Source organism: Bradyrhizobium sp. USDA 4369, from assembly GCF_054056435.1.
Genome location: NZ_JBSRYH010000001.1, coordinates 6,390,241 through 6,410,217, shown reverse-complemented (window position 1 = coordinate 6,410,217; position 19,977 = coordinate 6,390,241). Strand labels below are relative to the sequence as shown.

Genomic DNA, 19,977 nt, shown 5'->3' with positions numbered 1-19,977 from the left:
GCCGAAGTCGGTCAGAATGAGACCATGCGCATTTTGAGCCTTGCGGGGCGGCGGCTCGCCGCCTCGATCCCTACTTTGGTCCTGATCCTGGTCGGCGTCTTTCTGCTGCTGCAGCTCGCGCCGGGCGACACGGTCGACGCGATGATGGCGCAGATGGGCGGCGGCGATGCCGCCACCGCGCGCGAGCTCCGTCGCTTCTACGGGCTGGACCTGTCGATCCCGATGCAGCTCGCCAACTATCTGTGGCGCCTCGTGCGGCTCGATCTCGGCTTCTCCGCGATCTACGGCAAGCCGGTCGCGACGGTGATCCTCGAACGGCTGCCGCCGACCTTGCTGCTGATGACCTCGGCGCTGTCCTTCGCGTTCTTCTTCGGCCTGGTGTTCGGGGTGATCGCCGCGCGCGGCGTCAACCGCTGGCCGGACACGCTGATCTCCACGGTCGGCCTGATCTTCTACGCCACGCCCTCCTTCTGGTTCGGCCTGATGGCCATCGTCGTGTTCTCGATCTATCTGCAATGGCTTCCCGCCGGCGGCTTCGAGGATATCGGCGCGATCAGGACCGGGATCTGGCGGGTGCTCGATATCGCCAGCCATCTGATCCTGCCGTCGCTGACGCTGGGCCTGATCTTCCTGGCCATCTATCTCCGCATCATGCGGGCATCGATGCTCGAAGTGCTCAATCTCGATTTCGTCCGCACAGCGCGCGCCAAGGGCCTCGACGAGACAAGGATCATCACCCGCCACGTGCTGCGCAACGCGCTGCTGCCGATGGTCACGCTGATCGGGCTGCAGGCCGGGACCATGCTCGGCGGCTCGGTGGTCGTCGAGACCGTCTTCTCGCTGCCCGGCCTTGGACGGCTGGCCTATGAATCCGTGGTGCAGCGCGACCTCAACACGCTGCTCGGAATCGTCTTCGTCTCCGCGTTGCTGGTGATCCTGGTCAACTTCGTCACCGACCTGCTTTACGCGCGGCTCGACCCGCGCATCGCGGCCGAGAGCTAGCGCATGGATGCCCTGAAACGCTATTTCCGCAGTCCCGCCGCGGTGCTCGGCCTTGTCCTACTGCTGATCGTCGTGGGCATGGCGATCAGCGCCGGCTACCTCTATCCGCGCGATCCGCTTGCGCTCGCCGGACGTCCGCTCATCTGGCCTTTCACCAATCCGCGCTTTCTGCTCGGCACCGACAATTCGGGGCGCGACATCGCCGCCCAGATCTTTCATGGCGCGCGCATATCGCTCCTCATCGGCGGCGTCGCGACGCTGATCGCGGTCGCGATCGGGGTCATGGTCGGCGCCATCGCCGGCTATTATGGCGGCTGGATCGACAACATCCTGATGCGTATCACCGAGGCGTTCCAGACCTTGCCGAATTTCGTGCTGCTGCTGGGTGCTGGTCGCGGTGTTCGGCTCCACCCTGACGACGGTGACGATCGCCGTCGGCATCGTGTCATGGCCGGCGCCGGCGCGGCTGACGCGGGCGGAATTTCTCTCGTTGCGCAGCCGCGAATTCGTCCAGGCCGGCCGCACGCTCGGCATGCCCGACGCGCAGCTGATCCTGCGCGAGATCCTGCCGAATGCGCTGCCACCGGTCATCGTCTATGCCGGCGTCGTGATGGCGGTCGCCATCCTCCTGGAAAGCGCGCTCGCCTTTCTGCGCCTGTCCGATGCCAATGTCGCCTCCTGGGGCAATCTGATCGGCCTCGGGCGCGATGTGCTGCGCGTGCAATGGTACGTCTCGGCGATCCCCGGCGTCGCCATTCTGATCACCGTGCTCGCGGTGTCGCTCGTCGGCCAGGGCCTCAACGACGCATTGAACCCGCGGCTGAAACAGCGATGAGCTCAACGGGCCCCATTCTCACGGTCGACCGACTCAGCGTTCGTCTCCCCAAGGGCGCCGACCGCAGCCATGCGATCACCGAGGTGTCGCTGTCGGTCGCCGAAAAGGAAATCGTCTGCATCGTCGGCGAGTCCGGCTCCGGCAAGTCGATGATGGCCAATGCGATCATGCGTCTGCTGCCGCAGGGCGTCACCACCGACCATGGGCGCATCCTGTTCGTCGGTCGTGATCTGTGCGCAGCATCGGCCGCCGAGATGCGCAGCATCCGCGGCGCCGAGATCGCGATGGTGTTCCAGGAGCCGATGACGGCGCTGAATCCGCTGCGCACGATCGGCGATCAGATCGGCGAAGTGCTCGAAATCCACACCGGTCTCGCGAAGGGCGAGATCCGGTCGCGCGTGCTGTCGCTGCTCAGCGACGTCCACATCCCGGATCCGCCACGGGCCACCAAAGCATATCCGCATGAGCTGTCCGGCGGCCAGCGCCAGCGCGCGGTGATCGCGATGGCGCTCGCGCTCGATCCGAAACTGCTGATCGCGGACGAACCGACCACGGCGCTCGATGTCACGACGCAGGCGCAGATCCTCAAGCTCATTCGCGAGTTGCAGCAGCGTCGCAACACCGCGGTGCTCTTCATCACCCACGATTTCGGCGTCGTCGCCGAGATCGCCGACCGGGTGGTCGTCATGCAGCATGGCGTGGTGGTGGAGCACGGGCCGGCGCGCGAGGTGCTGCGCAACCCGCAACATGCCTATACGCAGCAGCTGATCGCCGCGGTGCCGCCCGTCGCCGCGCCGCCGCCGCGCGAACTGTCGGACCAGACGCTTCTCGCGCTGTCCGGCGTGGTCAAGACCTATCGCACCGGCGGTTTTCTCGGCCGTGGCGAGCGCGTGACCCATGCGGTCAAGGATGTTTCGCTCACCCTGCCCAAGGGCGCGACGCTCGGCATCGTCGGCGAGTCCGGCTCGGGCAAATCGACCCTCGCCCGCTGCATCATCCGCTTGATCGATCCCGACGCAGGATCGATCCTCCTGAACGGCCACGACTGGGCGGCGATGTCACGCCGCGAGATCCGGCAGCGGACGCAGCAGATGCAGATGGTGTTCCAGGATCCGTTCGCCTCGCTGAACCCGCGTCGCAAGGCGATCGAATTGGTAGCTCAGGGACCGATCGTGCATGGCACCCCGCGCGACAAGGCGCTCAGCGAGGCGCGTGAGCTGTTCCAGCTCGTCGGGCTCGATCCGTCTGCAGCGGACCGCTTTCCGCACGAATTCTCCGGCGGCCAACGCCAGCGCATCGGGCTTGCGCGCGCGCTCGCACTGAAGCCCGACGTGCTGGTGGCCGACGAGCCGGTGTCTGCGCTCGACGTCTCCGTGCAGGCGCAGGTCCTGAGGCTTCTCATCAGCTTGCGCGAGCGGCTCGGCCTGTCCATCATCTTCATCACGCATGATCTGCGGGTCGCGGCGCAGATCTGCGACCTCGTCGCGGTCATGAAGGACGGCGTGGTCGTCGAACACGGCCTCACCCATCAGGTGTTCGGCGCGCCGCAGCATGCCTATACGCGGGCGCTGCTCGACGCCATTCCGGGCGGCGACTTCGCCCGGACACCGCAGTCGTGAGCTGTGGAGCGTGATCCGGAACGTGAAACCGGTTTTCCGAAAGGCTCAAACAAGCCTCACGCGCTAGGCAATCTCGCGGGCATCGCGGTAGCGGTAGAGCAGCAGCATCAGCGGCGCAAACGGCCGAAGCAGCGCATGCGCGGGAATGGTGACCGCGTTGGTGAAAGGCAGCGCCAGCTCGTTGTCCGGTACACCGCGCACGGCCTTGGCCAGCTCGGCACCGAGCGGAATCGTCAGCGCCACCGCCCGGCCGTTGCAGCCGGTCCAGCCATAGGCATCCGGGCCGAGGCGATGAATCCGCGGCATGTAGTCCGTGGTCATGCCGACATAGCCGTTCCAGACGTAGTCGAATCGAACCTCGCCGATCTGCGGCCACAGCCGCTGCAGCCGGCTGGCGACGCGCGCCTTCAGCCGCTCGGCCTTGTTGCCCGGGCCGATCACGGCGCCACCTGTCACCAGGCGATTGCGGGCGTCATAGCGGGCGAAATACAGCTCTCCATGGGTGTCGGACATTGCCTGCCGGGCGGGGATGATCGTCTTGCGGACATTGTCCGACAGCGGCTGCGTCGCCATCTGCCAGGACAGCACCGGCATGACCTCATGCGCCAGGTCAGGCGCGAGCGCCTTGGAAAATTCGCCGGTATAGGCGTTGCTCGCCAGGACCAGGGCACGCGCCGACAATTCGCCCCGCGCGGTCCGCACCACCCAGCGGTCGCCACGCCGCGCGAAATCGGTCACAGGGGAGCGGGCATAGATGCGGCCGCCAAGGCTCAGCACGGTCCGTGCAAGACCACGGGCCAACGCAAGCGGATTGATGTGGCCGCCGGTCTTGTTGCAGAAGCCGCCATGCCACGCGTCCGAGCCGAGCATGTCGCGCGCCTGGTCACGCGACAGCAGGTCGACATCAGCGCCGAATTTCGACCATTGCTTGAAGCGGCGCTCGGCGATCTTGATGCGGCCAGGAGAATGCACCGGCTGCACCCAGCCGCTCTGCTCCTGCTCGGCGTCGATCTTGTAGCGCCGCACCGTGTCGAACAGGTTCGAGGCGCTGTCACGCAGCATGGCAACAAAGCGTTCTCCGGCCGCACCGTGCCGGGCGATGAGATCCTCGGGATCGGGCCGCGACAGCGTCGGGATGACCTGGCCATTGTTGCGGCCCGAGGCGCCCCAGCCCGGCTCCATCGCCTCCACGATGGCGACATCGACCCCGGTCTCACGCAGATGCAGCGCGGTGGACAGTCCGGTGAAGCCGCCGCCGATGATCACGACATCGGCCTGCTGGTTGCCGTGCAACACCGGCAGATTCGGTCCAGGCGCGGTCTGTGCGGCCCACAACGACGGAGGCCATTGAACGATATCTGTGGTCGTAGCCATCGTGGACGTTCATCCTTGCTGACCGAGCGGCCTCGTGGAGACCGATCTTGCCTTGCGCCCGGCGCCCGGCCGCGCCGGTTGCGGCGCATGGGTCGTTTGGGCATAGTTCGGCCGCAATATGCCAAGTTCGCTGCAAGGAGACAAATGCGTGGCCCTCAAGAATGTCATCGGTATCGATCACGCGGTCGTCGTGGTGAAGGATCTCGACGCGGCCGCCGAGACCTGGAAGCGATTGGGCTTCACGCTGTCGCCGCGCGGCACCCACAGCGCCAAGATGGGGTCCGGCAATTACACGATCATGCTTGATCCGGATTACATCGAATTGCTCGGCATTCTCGCCGAGACGGATCACAACGTCCCGACGCGCAACTTCCTCGCACAGCGTGGCGAAGGCATTGAGCGGATCGCCTTCACGGCGATCGATTCCGCTGCGGGCGCCGAAGAGATCCGGGCCAAGGGCTTCGAGCCGATCGGACCGATCGACTTCGAGCGTCCGGTCCCCCTCCCCGACGGCACGATCTCGGCGGCCCGGTTCCGCGTGTTTCAATGGCCGGTGGCGGAAGCCCCCGGCGGGCTGCGGGTCTTTGCCTGCCAGCACAAGACCCGCGAGACGGTGTGGATCCCGGAGCTGATGCGCCATGCCAACGGCGCCAAGCAACTGAAGCAGGCCCTGATCGTCACGCCCGCCCCGGCGAAGGATGCGGCGCATCTGTCGCGCCTGATCGACCGCGAAGGCCGCACCGAGAGCGATGGCGCCGTAACGGTGACCTCGGGCGGCGACCGCGCCGATTTCGTCTTCCTGACCCAGGATCAGCTCGGGGCGCGTTATCCCGGCGTATCGCTGTCTGGCCTGCCGGAGCGCGGCGGCGCCGGCCTCGTGCTGGTCTCGCACGATCTGGCCGCCACTGAAAAGGCACTCGGCGCCGCCGCCGTGCATAGCGGCACCAGCCTTGTCGTACCGCCGGCAGCGGCCACTGGCACACTGCTCGCCTTCGTGGCCAGCTGATCAGCTTGCAACAGCAGGATCGCGCGGCCGCAAGCTCAGCGGCCGCGCGAATTCACTCCGCTGGCTGGAACATCGCCGGTCGGCCGCGCTGGCTGTCGAGCCAGCCGACCAGGCGGTCCATCAGGCCGCCGCTCTGCTCCGAGGGTTGCGCCGACGAGACGAACGGATCGCAATGACACTTTGCGCCGGCCGCACGCGACATCTTCGCCACGGCCTCGGTCATCGCCGGAGCACCGCAGGTATAGACGACATCGTTCGGCGTGAGCTCGGGCATGTGCTCGGTCGGGCGGCCGCTGCGAATCGCCGGCGATACGTTCTGAGGCTCCGACACGATCGGGATGATCTTGACGTTCGGAAAGCGCGCCAGCCGGCACAATGCCTGATGCATGTAGAACGACTGCAGCGTGCGCGAGACGACGATGAAGACGATCTCCCGCTTCGGATTCTCGGTGATGGCTGCGACCGCAATCGCCCACATCGGCGCAAAGCCGGTGCCGCTCGCGACCAGGATGATTCGGCCGCGATGCTTCTGCCGGAAGAATGCCGTGCCGAGCGGAGCCGTCAGCTTGACGCGGTGGCCGACCTGAATGTCGCGGCCGAGCGCCGATGACACCAGGCCGTCTTTCAGAATGCGGATGTGCAGATACAGCAGATGACTGTCGGGCGCGCCGACCATCGGATAGGTCGGGCTGTAGCAACGCGTCGGGAAGCCGCGATACTGCACCTTGGCATATTGTCCGGGAAAGAACCGCAGCGGCTTCGGCATCTCGATGGTGACGCCGACGACGTCGGGCGCGAGCCGCACGAGATCACCGACCTCGCAATTCATCGTCACCGTATCGGGCACCGGCTCGGTGATGATCTTCAGATCCGACACCACCCGGGCCTGGCACGCATGCGCCATGTCGCCTTCCATGCCGCCGAACAGCTTGCCGTCGACGACAGTTACTTTGCAGGATCCGCAGATTCCGCTGCGGCAATCATGGGGCAAATCCACGCCACTATTGATGGCGCCGTCGAGCAGGATATCGCCCACATTCGCGTAGAACGTTTCCCTGTTGTACTGGATCTTGCAAATCTTACCCATCACTGCACCTCAAGTCGCATCGGCCGGATCTGCCTCGTATGTCTGATCTGGGTATGGTCGAAAGCCGCGACCCGCATGAAGACGCCATTCTTGATCGGAACGTCGTACTTGCTGTGTGTGTCCAATTTGCGGGCAATCTCGAGCGTCCAGTGACCCGCGGCCCAGCGCGCCGCGCACCGAATATCGGCGCGGTCTCCGGTGAATTCACCATTGACGATCACGCCGGGCACGACCGTTCCGATCGGCGTCTGCGCGTCGGCTTCCGCCGAATACGGCACCGATTCCGCCTCGGTCATGAACCATCGTGCCCCTTCGCTCTCGCCGATGTTCGGATCGAGCGAGATCTCGCCCATCGCCGCGGTCATCGCCGCAATGTCCTTGGGCAGGCGCTTCGGTCGCACGCCGCGATTGCCAAGCCTCGCCGCCTCTCGGTCGATCACGAAATTGTCCGAATAGTTCGCCGTCCCCGGATCCGGCGCGAACCCTCCTTTGTATGGCGTAAGCCCCTTGACCTGGTCGGGCGTCGGCTCAGCGGGGGGACCAAAATGATCATCATCCATCCAGCCGGTCGGACCGCCGCTCGTCGCCTTCCACAGCCAGGCATCGGCGTACAAATTCGGCGCCGGCGTATAGTGGATACCGCGACCCGACAGCGTCGCCGGCTTGTCCGGCATCGGCTGCGCGCTCATGTGGAACGTTCGGTCAGCGGCCAAAGTGATTGGCAGCGTCGTGAACAGCAGCGAGAACTTGTCCTCGTTGAAGTCGTTCTCGTCGCCCTTTTCATATCCGTTGTGCAGCATGTGCCAGCCGTCGGCCTTCTTGATCAGCGGCAGCTGCTTCAACGAGCGGGTCGGATCCTCCCAGATGACCAGAAAATAAACCCATGTTCCATCATGGGCGGCCTTGATCCAGACGCGCGATTCACCGGTGCCGTCGAAATTGTCGCCCTGGTTGGTCGTGACCATGTGCGGCTGAATGTTGCGCCAGACCCGATCGGACGAATCGCCGTCGAGCGTGGGCGCATCGGAGCTGGCGATCCGATAGACCGTCACCGTGTCCTCGGCGTAGTAGTCGGCCGCGAACATTGCGGAGCCGATCACGATCGCAGCAGCCGTGGCGACGACGAACGGATTTGCCTGAAAGCTCGGGTTGCGACGACGCGAATTGCCTTTGGTCGGCGCCGGCGCACGCATTCGCCCCGGAGCTGGGCGCGTCTCCGCACGGACGCGCGGAGGCTCCTCCATCCGTCGCGGCGCCGGCATGGGTTCGCGCATCGGTGGCCGCGCGGCGGGCGCAGGCTTCTTCTTCGGAGGCGCCTCCGCCTCTTCGAGCTTCTCCGACTGCTCGACCAGCATCGTCAGCAGTTCGACCGGATCGAGCTTCGGCGGCGGCGGCGGCAACGGGGCCGGGCGGAACACGCGATACAGCTGCATCTTCCCACCGATGCTGAAGTGAACCAGAACGTGCATCACGACGAACACCGGGATGACCCAGGTCGCATACCAGTGGATCATCATGGTCACATAGCCGGACGCGACACCGAAGAACAGCATGCCGCCGGTGACGATCAATATCGCCATTGCGATGAACAGCACCCAGTGCAGCATGACGCTGATCGAGCCAAGCCGCGCCGGCCGGCGGCCCAGCAAGCCCTTGAACCGCATCTTGTCGACGGTCACGCGCCGACCAAGGCCCGACTTCGAGATGTAGATCATGTAGGCAACGGCCACGCTCGCAAGAACGACGCCTGCCGGCATGTGCCAGGTCCAGGTCCGGTGCCGCGGCAGCAGCCAATCGAGATTGTTGGCGATCCAGGCATGATTCGGCGCTTCGGTCGCCATGCGCAGTCCTGTCAGGAACGCGACCACGGTCGCCGCGACCAAGGTCCAGTGCAGAATGATCGTCCCGTAATCGGTCTTCCGGACCTTCATGCGTGCGCCTCCCGACCGGCGCCGACGCGAGTGCCAACCCTCGCGGCCGATCCGGTCACCGCATTGAGGCTGTGCAGGTCGTCGGCAGCATGGCTGGCCGAACGTGCGGCGCCACCCTTCTGCTCTCGACGCGATAGGAGTCCCGCATCAGATGTTCCGATGGTGATGTAGTTCAGCAACTTTCGTCCCCCAAGATACTCTTCACTCAGCAACTCTCTGTCCGACACCGACGCCGGCGGCGTCGCCCTCTCCTTTCGATCGTTGCCCCACTACGTCCGGCGCGATCCTCAAGATCACGTCGATCAAAGACCAGTTGCTGTACCCAAAGCCGGTGACGGGTTGCTCGGAGCACGAATGAACTGGCCTATTTTGTCCTCCCTGATTTGGTCTTGTCTTTCGTTGTGACCGGATACCCGGTGCGTATCGGTCGTAGGCCTGCAGAGTTCCGGTCACATCCGGGCAGCGACCTGTCGTGGCCAAAATGAATGACCGTAATCATCTCATCATGATGCAGACCTGTGTGCTCGGATGTTGCCGCCGCCATTTCCGCTCTCACACCCGCAACGGATTACCGCATCATCGAGATGACAACGCGAGTCCGTTGCACCGCAGGAAGATTTATTCGGCTTCGTGGCGTCAATCGGCCCGGACAGCGGCTAATGAGTGCGGAAGCAAGGTGATAGACGGACGAATGTGTGACGCCCCCAGCGCATCGCGCCTCAACATCGACACGCAACTATAGAGAATTGCGTCCTAATTCGAACCGTTCGGACAGCCGGCGACGGTTCCGTTCAGATGCACAGACTCCACGGCTGTTTACAGCCATCCGCTGCTCTACATGCCGCGTGCCGCGACAGAAATGCCCACGCGTCGCATTGTTGCCGGAAATTCGTCGGCATCGACAGGCAAGAGCGGTGATCGAAGCATTGTCGTTTGGGAGACGCGCCTGGATGAGTCTGGCTCAAGACCGCTCGCGAACGAAAGCCGCGGCTGCCCTCACTGACCTCCTGTCCGGGAGCGATGATCCCGTGACGCGGGGTCTGCGCCAGGCGGTCAGGCGCATGGCCGGCATCGGCGTATTCAGCGGCGTCATCAACATCCTGATGCTGTCTGGCTCGATCTACATGATGCAGGTCTACGACCGGGTCATTCCGAGCAAGAACATGGCGACGCTCATCGGTCTCTCGGTGATGATTCTGTTCGTCTATATCATCCAGGGCTATTTCGACGCCCTGCGCACCCGCATGCTGTGTCGGGTGGCGACCGTGTTCGACGCCAGCCTGCAGGACGCCATTCATCACGCCCTCGCCACCCTGCCCTTGCGCGGCACGAAGCCGATGCTGATGCAGCAGCCGCTGCGCGATCTCGACCAGTTGCGTGCCTTCATGTCGAGCATGGGGCCGACTGCATTCCTCGACATGCCGTGGATCCCGATCTTTCTGATCGGCATGTTCCTGTTTCATCCGCTGATCGGCATCACCGCGATCATCGGCACCGTCGGCATCATCTCGATGACGCTCGTGACCGAGCGGCTGTCGCGGCAGGCGAGCCGATCGGCCAGTGATACCAGCGCCGCACGCCAGGTTCTCGCCGATGCCACCCAGCGCAACGCCGAGGTGATTCGCGCGCTCGGAATGATGGATCGGTTCTCGGTACGCTGGAACGCTATCAACGAGCGCTATCTGAAGGACAATATCCGCGCGAGCGACGTCTATGCCAATCTCGGATCGGCAGCCAAGGTTCTGCGCTTCATCCTGCAGTCCGGCATGCTCGGCATCGGCGCGGCGCTGGTGGTGTCGGACCAAGCGTCCGGCGGCGTCATGATGGCCTCGTCGATCTTGATGGGCCGCGCCCTGGCACCCGTCGAGCTCGCTTTGGGCAGCTGGAAGCAGCTCGTTGCCGCGCGGCAAGGCATCGCCAGGCTGCGCGACATCTGCAAGGCGACGGCCAAGCCGGAGGCGCCGCCTGTCGCGCTGCCGCGGCCCTATCGCGAGCTGACGGTGCAGGAATTGACCGTGGCCGCGCCCGGCACCGACCGCCCGATCGTCCATAACGTGTCGTTCTCGATCAAGGCGGGCACGGGGCTTGCCCTGCTCGGTGCCAGCGCGTCCGGCAAGACCTCGCTCTCCAAGGCGCTGGTGGGCATCTGGCCTGCTCTGCAAGGCACGGTCCGGCTCGACGGAGCAGCGCTCGACCAGTGGAGCAACGAAGATCTCGGCCGCCATATCGGCTACCTGCCGCAGGACGTCGCGCTGTTCGACGGCAGCATCGCCGACAACATCTGCCGCTTCGACGAGAATGCGAGTTCGGATTCGATCTTGAAGGCGGCACAGATCGCAGGTGTCCACGACATCATCCTGCGGCTGCCGGAGGGCTATGCGACACGCATCGGCCAAGGCGGCATGTCGCTGTCGGCGGGTCAGCGCCAGCGCGTCGGACTCGCCCGTGCGGTCTATGGTGATCCGTTCCTCATCGTGCTGGACGAGCCCAACGCCAATCTCGACACTGACGGCGAGAATGCGCTGAGCCGCGCCATCCAGATCATGCGGCAGCAGAATCAGAGCATCGTCATCGTGATCTCGCACCGCCCGAGCGCTCTGAACGCGCTCGATATGGCGCTGGTCCTCTACGAAGGTAAGGCGATCGCATTCGGTCCCTGCCAGGAGATCTTTGCACGCGTCGCCGGAGCCAAGCCGCAGGCCGGACCGGCTGTCGCGCATGCCGCGGCTGCGCCGAGGGTCGCAGCCCCTGCGCCAGCTCCGAATCCGAACGTGAGATCGCTTCGTCGCGCCGCCCCAGCAGAAAGCGTTTGATCAATGAAACACATCAACGACTTCCGGCCCTTCGATGACGAAGATTATGTGCGGCCGAAGACGCGCGCGGTCGGACCGCAGGGCGATGCCCTGATCCTCGAGCTGCAGCGGCTGCAGGGCGCCTTCGACGACGGCTCGGATGCCGATCCGCGCGACAATCGCGGATCCCGCAAGAAGCGGCGCGCGCCGACATCGGCGGTGCGCAACAAATCACCCCGCACCAAGAAGCGGCCGGGCAAGATGGGACGGGCGCTCGGGGCGTCGCTGTCGCTGCTCGGCTTCCGCAGCGCGACCGCCCGACCGCAACGCGCGTCCGGCATCCGCGAGATGGAATGGCAGGACCAGGCGCAAGGCCAAGCGCCAGCCATGCGATCGCGCGAACCCGAATTCTCACCACCGCCACGACAGCAGCAGACGCGCCCTCCGAGCAATGATGCAGCCCTGCTCGACGTGCGGAACGCCAATCGCGACGGTAATTTCGGCGTCGGAGCCCCACGCGCGATGCCGCAGCATAACGTTCCGGCGCGGGTCGAATATGCGCCCGCCGTTCCGCAAACCCGCGTCGGACGCATCGTCGGCACCGCCGGCACGGCTCTGACCACAGGCATGACGTTCATTGCGGCCCAGGGAACGGCGGCCGCGCTCGATGATCAATCGGACGAACCGCTCGTGCCGCGGGTCGGACGCATGTTCGAGAACGAGTTGCGTCTCGGCCTGCGTGTGCTGCTCGTGGCCGCGGTGCTCGGCGGCGGCTGGCTGACCTTGGTGCCGCTCGCCGGCGCCATCGTCGTGCCGGGCAATCTCGTGGTGCAATCCAACGTCAAGGCGATCCAGCATCCGACCGGCGGCATTATCGCCGAAATCAAGGTCGACAACGGCAAGCGGGTCACCGCCGGCGATCTGCTGGTCCGGCTCGATGCCACGCAGAGCCAGGCGCAGCTGCAGGCGATCACCAAGCAGTTGAACGAGCAGCGCGCCAAGATCGCCCGGCTCTCGGCGGAGCGCGACGGCCTCGATCAGCCGGAATATCCGACATCGCTGACGTCACGTCCGGACGATGCACATGTCCGTGCCGTGATCGCATCGGAGAACGCGCTGTTCAAGGCGCGCGCGACCACCCGCAAGAGCCAGAAGGATCTGCTGCAAGGCCGCATCGTCCAGCTCAACAACGAAATCAGCGGCATGGAGTCACAGCTCGATTCGAAGAACAAGCAGATCGAGCTCATCAAGGGCGAACTCGCCGGTGTTCAGGAACTCTACGACAAGCGTCTCGTCCCACTCACGCGCTTGACGACGCTGCAGCGGGAAGCCGCGCGAATCGACGGCGAGCGCGGCCAGCTGGTGTCGAGCGTCGCGGAGACGAGGTCCAAGATCAGCGAAGCCGAGCTTCAGACGGTCAAGATCGATCAGGACTTCCGCAGCGAAGTCGTCAAGGATCTCGGCGACGCGCAGGCCAAGGAGGGCGATCTGGTCGAGAAGGGCGTTGCGGCGCGGGATCAGCTCGACCGCATCGAAATGCGCGCACCGAACTCCGGCACCATTCACCAGCTCGCCGTGCACACGATCGGCGGCGTGATCAAGCCTGGCGAGACCATCATGGAACTCGTCCCCGATTCCGATGAGCTTCAGGTCGAGGCGCATGTCCAGCCCAAGGACATTGATCACGTCCACACCGGACAGAACGCGATGGTGCGCTTCAATGCGTTCAACCAGCGCACCACGCCGCAGCTGAGCGGCCAGGTCTCATTCGTCGCCCCCGACATCACCAACGATCCGAGATCGGGCTCGACCTTCTACACGGTGCGGATCACCCTGTCCGAGGAGGAGCGGCAGCGGCTCGGCGGAGTCAATCTGATGCCGGGCATGCAGGCCGAAGTCTACGTCCAGACCGGAAGCCGAACGATGCTGAGCTATTTGATGAAGCCGATCACCGACCAGTGGCGGCGCGCCTTCGTCGAGCAGTAGAACCGCGATGTCGCGGTCTGCGTTCCTCCTCGCGGAGGCCGCAGACCGCCTGTCCCATTCAAAATGAACTTTGCAAATTTTCCGCGTCCCCCCGACCCCGCGCCGCTGTGGCAGGGCGCAGGAGAACCGTCGACCGCCGGGATCAGCGCCGCGCCGCCGGCTGAACCGGCGCCGAAGCCGCGCCTGCCGAGGCCCACGACGATACCGACCCAGGAGGGACCGGCCGGACTCCGGTTCGACTTCAACGACGGCTGCCGCGTCATGCTGCCCGACACGGGACGGGCCTGGCGCGTCCGGCTGAGCGATCGTCAGACCGGAAACGTGCTGTTCGACGTCGATCTGCGGTCGGGCCACGTCAACAGCGCCAAGCGCTATTTCGTCCCGTTCAGGCTGGAGGTCTGGTCGGACGACGAGCGCGTGCTCCGTCACGACTATGATGCGCGCGGGCGGGACATCCTGATCCAGTTTCCGGTCGGCACGATCGGCGACGTCATCGGCTGGTTCAGCTACGCGGTGAAGTTCAAGGACGCCCACCAATGCCGGCTCACTTGCGCCATGGGCGAGCCGCTCATCGCGCTGTTCCGCAGCGCCTATCCTGACATCACCTTCGTCACCCATGAGATGGTGGAGCCAGATCGATTCTACGCGACCTACTCCGTCGCCTTGTTCTTCGACGACGCTGAATTCGTCTATCAGCCCTGCGATTTCCGCCAGATCGGCCTGCACCGGACCGCGGCCTATATCCTCGGCGTCGACCCGGCGGAGCAGCCGCCTCTTGTCGCGCTCGCGGACGACAGCCGCCCGATCGCCGAGCCCTATGTCTGCATCTCGGTGCAGGCCACCACCCAATGCAAGCATTGGAACAATCCCGAAGGCTGGGATCGCACGGTCGCCTTCCTGAGAGCGCGCGGCTACCGCGTGATCTGCATCGATCAGCATCCCGTCGCCACCCGTGATCCGTATCGGACGCAGATCCCGGCGGCGGCTGAGGACCAGACCGGCGATCGGCCGTTGCAGGAGCGCTCCCGATGGCTCAGGCATGCCGCCTTCTTCATCGGGCTGTCGAGCGGCCTGTCATGGCTGGCATGGGCCTCCGGCACGCCGGTCGTACTGATCAGCGGCTTCACTCATCCGACCAACGAGTTTGCGACCCCCTTCCGCGTCATCAATTATCACGCCTGCAACGGCTGCTGGAACGACGCGGGCCATCAATTCGACCATGCTGACGCTCTCTGGTGTCCGCGCCTGAAGGACACGCCGAGACAATTCGAATGTACGCGCCTCATCACCGCGGATCACGTCAAGGCGACATTGCTGAGCATTCCGGGGTTTGGCGAGGGCTTGCCGCCTCCGGCCCAACTGCCCTCCTCCGGCGTGGCCGAGCCGACCGACGCCGCCGATGCCTATGACGCGCGCGACGCAGTGACCGAGCCGGACGGTTCGTCCGACGAAGAGCCGCTCGCGATCAGCGAACTGCTCGAGCGCAATCTCGGCGATGTTCACCGCGGCGGGTTGGCCGTCGGCCTCACCGTCGGCGCCGGGAAGATGCTGGATCAGGCCGCTGAATTCATCGCAGAAGGCGACCGCGCGGCGACCGACGGTGAGTTGGCTGCGGCGATTGCGAGCTACATGCGCAGCGCAGCCATGGTCAGGACTTTGACCGAAGCCGATCCGGACCATCCAGGTTTCCAGCGCAACTTCTCGGTGGCCTTGAACCGGATCGGCGCAATTCTGTTTGTGCAGCGCGACCTCGAACGCGCACACGCCACCTATCGCGCAAGCCTCGCCGTCGCCGAGCGGCTCCACGCAGCCTATCCGAACAATGCCAGCTACCAACGTGACCTCGCCTGGTCCCATGCGCTGCTGGCCGACGTGCTCACGGCCGAGAGCCGGCACCAGGAGGCCTTCGATCACCGCCGCGCCAATACCGCCCTCACGACGCAGATGTGCGCGGCCGCTCCGGGCGATTCCAACCTGCAAAGGGCGCTGGCGAATTCCTATCAGAGCCTGGGCGATGCGCTCATTCCGCTCGGACATGGTGATGGCGCGCTCGCAGCCTATCGGGTGAGCCTCGGCCTGGTGCAGCGGGCATTGAGCGCCAACAATCAGGATCCGGCGTGGAACCAGCTCTCCCGCACGCTGCTGCCGAAAATCAGGAACACACTCCTGCTTCTCCGCCAGGGCGCGCCGGCCTCCTGAGCACCGGCTGCGGCCCCTCCACAGTTCCACGCGAAGTCGCACGGGAATTCAGATCGCGGACCGTTGATCCCTGCGCATGCGCGCCGCTCAACGCCTGGGCAAGATGCGGGCAGCATCTTGACGGGAAGATGCATTTCGCGTCAGATCGCCGCAGCCCGCTTTTGAGCTTGCCAGTCAAAATCAAACACTTGGCAAACCGCCGGGGCAAACGGTCACGAACCCGCGATGCCCGAACAACAACACAATCGCGGACTCTCCCACGCTTCTTTTGGCCTGATTGCTGCGACCAAATAGCACAGTGCGACAAACTGGCGCATGCCCGGCGCGAGCGCGATCGACGCTGGACATGGCTCGAGCTGACAACGCTTCGGCGCTGGGCAGGTCACGCACGGGGCCCACCGGGCGGATGAATTTGGGGAGAGTGATTTATGGCGAATAACACCTTCAACCCGACGGCTCTGGCCAACGGAACGTCGAACCTGCTGGTGCGGGCGTCGGCGCTCAACCTGTCGACAGACCTGGTCCAGGCGGGCGTGGTGTTCAACGACGCGGTCCGCGCCTCGCTCGGCCTCTTCACGCAGGCCGGCAGCGGCAACTCGAACCCGTTCCTAGGCAGCTACACGACCGATCTGCACGCCGTTCAGAACGATATTGCGGCGATGCTGGCCAATCCCGGACAGGTCACCCTCGGTGGCCAGACCTTCACGCTGAACGCCACCGACACCGCTGTCCTCACCAATGTGCAGGCGCAGATCACGACGCTGCTCGCAGCTGCACCGCAGACTGCGAACGCTGCAACGATCACGGCCGCCGATCAGACGGTGCATGCGGTCCAGCAGGAGATCCTGCAGGAGATCAACGGTGATGCGCATCTCTCCGGCGCCCTCAACAAGGTCGCCTTCCTCGCCAACACCGGCGGCCAGGATGTCGCCTTCCAGAACACGCCGGCTGGCGCCGACGATGCGGCAAGTCTGGCGGCGGCGACCGCGGGCAACACGCTGAAGGACGTCGGTGTCGTCTTCAACAAGGTCGTCGATCTCGCCTCCGGCGGCATCAGCACCGCGAATCTGCAGGAGGTGACGACCGACCTCACCGCCATCTCGCAGGGCCTGACCAACATCCTCAACAACAAGACCCAGCTGGCGCAGATCGAGAAGGGCGAGACCGCGAATGCCGCAGCTCTGACGACGATCCATCTGCAAACGGTGCTGGGACAGGTCAATCTCGAGCTGAATCAGTACGCCAAGGCCGAGACCACCGGCAACCAGGCCGCGCTCCGGGGCACGGCTGACAATCTGCTCGACAGTATCGACATCGTTCAGAACGATGCCAATCTGAACATGGCCGCGGGCGGAAACGGTAAGCCCGGTCACGCCGGCGGTTTCGCGGAAGATCCGGGCGGGCTGACCGGCACCGTGACCAAGTTCCAGGACAACCAGGCGCAGACGAATTTCTGGGCCGCCTTCCTGGCCGAGGGCAACACCATCAACGCGACGCTGCAGAAGATCGCGACCGGCGGCGCACAGGCCAGCGCCGCACTGGTCACTCAGATCCAGAACTATCAGGCATTCGGCGCCAATTTCGATGCGGCCCAAGGCAATGTCTTCCGTGGCCGGTTCGACAATGAGCTGCTGAGCGGCACGCTGGAAGCCGATACGGCCGCTGCGGTGAAGGGCCTGCAGGGCATTCTGAACGGCGACACTGGCGCCGCGCTGGCCGCCGACAAGGCGATGCTCGCAGCCGCCGGACAGGGCTTCGCGGCGGACGCGATGGACGTGTCCGGCAACAACATCGCCATTGGCGGCGCGACCTATGTCGGCTCAGCCACGACGGTGTCGACAGCGACATCCGTGCACGGCCTGGCCCAGGGCACCATCCCGGTCACCGCAACCCCGAACATCGCCAACGGCACCGGCGGTTCGTCCACGACGCCGCCGAGCACTGGCGGCGGCGGTACTGGTGGAGGAACCGGCACGGGCGGGATGCACACCACGCCGGTGAATTTCGATCCGGCCGCGCTGGCCAATGGCACATCCAACCTGCTGACGCGGGCCACCGCGATCCAGCACTCGACGGATCTGGTCCAGGCCGGCGTCGTCTTCAACGATGCGGTGCGCGCTTCGCTCGGCCTGTTCAGCCTCGCCAACAGCGGCAACTCGCCGGCCTTCCTGACGAGCTATCAGGCTGATATCACCGCGGTGCAGACCGATATCGCCGCAATGCTGGCCAATCCTGGCCAGGTGACCCTCGGCGGCAAGACGTTCGCCTTGAACGCCACCGACACCGCTGTCCTCACCAATGTCGAGGGCCAGCTCGGGACGCTGCTCCAGGCCGCCGGACAGTTCGCGAACGCCAACACGCAAGCAGCCGCCAGCCAGACGATCCACGCGCTGCAGCAGGAGATCCTGCAGGAGATCCACAACGACGCGCATCTCACGAACGCGCTCGACAACGTGCCGTTCCTGGCCAACACCGGAGGAATGGACGTGGCGTTCCAGACGTCCCCCGCCGGTGCGGACGACCCCATGAGCCTTGCTGCGGCCACCGCGGGCAACAGCCTGAAGGATGTCGGCCTGGTGTTCAACAAGGCTGTCGAGCTCGTCTCCGGCGGAGTCAACGCCGGCAATCTCGCCGAGATCAACACCGACCTGACGGCGGTGTCGCAAGGGCTGACCGCCATCCTCAACAACAAGACGCAGCTTGCGCAGATCGAAACCGGCGAGACCGCAAACGCTGCCGCGTTGACCACGATCCATCTGCAGACCGTGCTCGGACAGGTCAACCTTCAGCTCAACAAATATGATGTGGCCGCCGCCACCGGCAACCAGGCAGCGTTGCGTGGCACCGCCGACAATCTGCTCGACAGTATCGACATCATTCAGAACGACGCCAATCTGAACACGGCGGCCGGCGGCAATGGCAAAGCGGGTCATGCCGGCGGCTTTGCCGAGGATCCGGGCGGCCTGACCGGCACCGTGACCAAGTTCCAGGACAATCAAGCACAGACCAATTTCTGGGCTGCCTTCCTGGCCGAGGGCAACACCATCAATGCGACCTTGCAGAAGATCGCCACCGGCGCAGCACAAGCCAGCGCGGCGCTGATCACCCAGATCCAGAACTATCAGCAGTTCGGCGCCAATTTCGATGCCGCCCAAGGTGCGGTGTTCCAGGGCCGCTTCGACAACGAGCTGCTGAGCGGCACGCTGGAGGCCGATACGGCCGCCGCCGTGAAGGGCCTGCAGGGCATCCTCAACGGCGACACCGGCGCGGCACTGGCAGCGGACAAGGCGATGATCGCCGCGGCCGGACAGGGTTTTGCCGCCGACGCCATGGACGTCTCGGGCAACAACATCCCGGTCAATGGCGGCACCTATGTCGGCACGGCGACCACCATCTCCGCAGCGACGTCCATCAAGGGCACCGCTCACGGCACCATTCCGGTCACCGCCACGCCGAACCTCGCCAACGGCACCGGCGGCACTGCGGCGGCTGGAACGACCAACGCGGGCGGCGCGGCTGCCGGAGGTGCGGGCGCGGCCGGCGGAACGGCAGCGAATGGCGGCGCAGCCGCTGGCGGAACCAGCAATGCCGGGGGCACCGCCAACAATGGCGGAGGCACAGCTAACAATGGCGGGACGTCGACCGGTGGACAGACCGCCAACAATGGCAGCAACAATGCACATCACAGCGATCACCATCACGATCACAGCTCACACGTGACTGCCCAAAGTGCGATGACCGGCCCTGACCTGTCGCATCATCACGCGATGCATCACATGTGGGCGTGAGGTGTGTGACCGAGCGGCGGAGCAGTCATTTCAGCTGCTCCGCTCGCCGTGATCACGCCGCGAAGCGCCGGTGTGAGCCCCAGCCGAGCCCCGCTCGGCTGCCGCTTGCACCACCGCCGAAACCAGGATCTTCCAGCGGACCGAGTCGAGGGACGTTGGAACGGTTCCAAGGAGAGGCCGAGGAACCATCGCCAGATCAGGGCAACTTCTTGTCGATAACGTGCATCGGCCCGTCGCTTACAACGCATTGTTGCAGAGGGGCCACGACTAAAATCAACGAGTTAGAACATTACCAAGGGCTGACGTGGCTTGCCGGCGACAGCGTGCCTGTGCCCGAACAACATCATATTTGAGGACC

10 protein-coding genes and 1 pseudogene are annotated in these 19,977 nt (G+C 65.0%); 8 read left to right on the top strand and 3 right to left on the bottom strand.

All coding sequences use genetic code 11. The features are described 5' to 3' along the window. Positions 1–24 precede the first annotated feature (24 nt). The 3 genes and pseudogenes from ACVIJ6_RS29075 (at position 25) to ACVIJ6_RS29065 (ending at position 3,456) form a co-directional block, all read left to right on the top strand. A complete protein-coding gene (locus ACVIJ6_RS29075) occupies positions 25–1,002 on the top strand; it encodes an ABC transporter permease (protein ID WP_012044373.1) in 978 nt (325 codons plus the stop codon). A gap of 3 nt (positions 1,003–1,005) precedes the next feature. Then, a pseudogene (locus ACVIJ6_RS29070) lies at positions 1,006–1,837 on the top strand (ABC transporter permease). Beyond that, positions 1,834–3,456 (top strand): ABC transporter ATP-binding protein, encoded by a 1,623-nt coding sequence (locus ACVIJ6_RS29065; RefSeq protein ID WP_456775527.1) that lies wholly within the window; start codon positions 1,834–1,836, stop codon positions 3,454–3,456. Before ACVIJ6_RS29070 ends, ACVIJ6_RS29065 begins: the two are co-directional and overlap by 4 nt. A 63-nt stretch (positions 3,457–3,519) precedes the next feature. Here the strand turns inward: ACVIJ6_RS29065 and ACVIJ6_RS29060 are convergent, their stop codons facing one another. Then, a complete protein-coding gene (locus ACVIJ6_RS29060) occupies positions 3,520–4,830 on the bottom strand; it encodes an NAD(P)/FAD-dependent oxidoreductase (protein WP_456775526.1) in 1,311 nt (436 codons plus the stop codon). 148 nt (positions 4,831–4,978) lie between these two features. Here ACVIJ6_RS29060 and ACVIJ6_RS29055 point away from each other — a divergent pair, with 148 nt between their 5' ends. Then, positions 4,979–5,836 (top strand): VOC family protein, encoded by an 858-nt coding sequence (locus ACVIJ6_RS29055; protein WP_456775525.1) that lies wholly within the window; start codon positions 4,979–4,981, stop codon positions 5,834–5,836. 52 nt (positions 5,837–5,888) lie between these two features. Here ACVIJ6_RS29055 and ACVIJ6_RS29050 read toward each other — a convergent pair whose 3' ends face one another. Together ACVIJ6_RS29050 and ACVIJ6_RS29045 are read right to left on the bottom strand one after the other, a co-directional pair. Further along, positions 5,889–6,923 (bottom strand): 2Fe-2S iron-sulfur cluster-binding protein, encoded by a 1,035-nt coding sequence (locus ACVIJ6_RS29050; protein WP_012044378.1) that lies wholly within the window; start codon positions 6,921–6,923, stop codon positions 5,889–5,891. Continuing rightward, on the bottom strand, positions 6,923–8,854 hold the full coding sequence (locus ACVIJ6_RS29045; protein ID WP_456775524.1) for an ethylbenzene dehydrogenase-related protein: 1,932 nt from the start codon (positions 8,852–8,854) through the stop codon (positions 6,923–6,925). The genes ACVIJ6_RS29050 and ACVIJ6_RS29045 overlap by 1 nt, the downstream gene beginning before the upstream one ends. Before the next feature lie 1,061 nt (positions 8,855–9,915). Here ACVIJ6_RS29045 and ACVIJ6_RS29040 point away from each other — a divergent pair. The 4 genes from ACVIJ6_RS29040 (at position 9,916) to ACVIJ6_RS29025 (ending at position 19,619) form a co-directional block, all read left to right on the top strand. After that, positions 9,916–11,667 (top strand): type I secretion system permease/ATPase, encoded by a 1,752-nt coding sequence (locus ACVIJ6_RS29040; protein ID WP_456777104.1) that lies wholly within the window; start codon positions 9,916–9,918, stop codon positions 11,665–11,667. Positions 11,668–11,670: 3 nt separating this feature from the next. Continuing rightward, positions 11,671–13,632 (top strand): HlyD family type I secretion periplasmic adaptor subunit, encoded by a 1,962-nt coding sequence (locus ACVIJ6_RS29035; RefSeq protein ID WP_456775523.1) that lies wholly within the window; start codon positions 11,671–11,673, stop codon positions 13,630–13,632. Between the two features lie 63 nt (positions 13,633–13,695). Next, positions 13,696–15,831 (top strand): autotransporter strand-loop-strand O-heptosyltransferase, encoded by a 2,136-nt coding sequence (locus ACVIJ6_RS29030; protein ID WP_456775522.1) that lies wholly within the window; start codon positions 13,696–13,698, stop codon positions 15,829–15,831. Positions 15,832–16,259: 428 nt separating this feature from the next. Then, positions 16,260–19,619: a beta strand repeat-containing protein gene (locus tag ACVIJ6_RS29025; protein WP_456775521.1), complete on the top strand. Its 3,360-nt coding sequence runs from the start codon at positions 16,260–16,262 to the stop codon at positions 19,617–19,619. Positions 19,620–19,977: the final 358 nt, after the last annotated feature.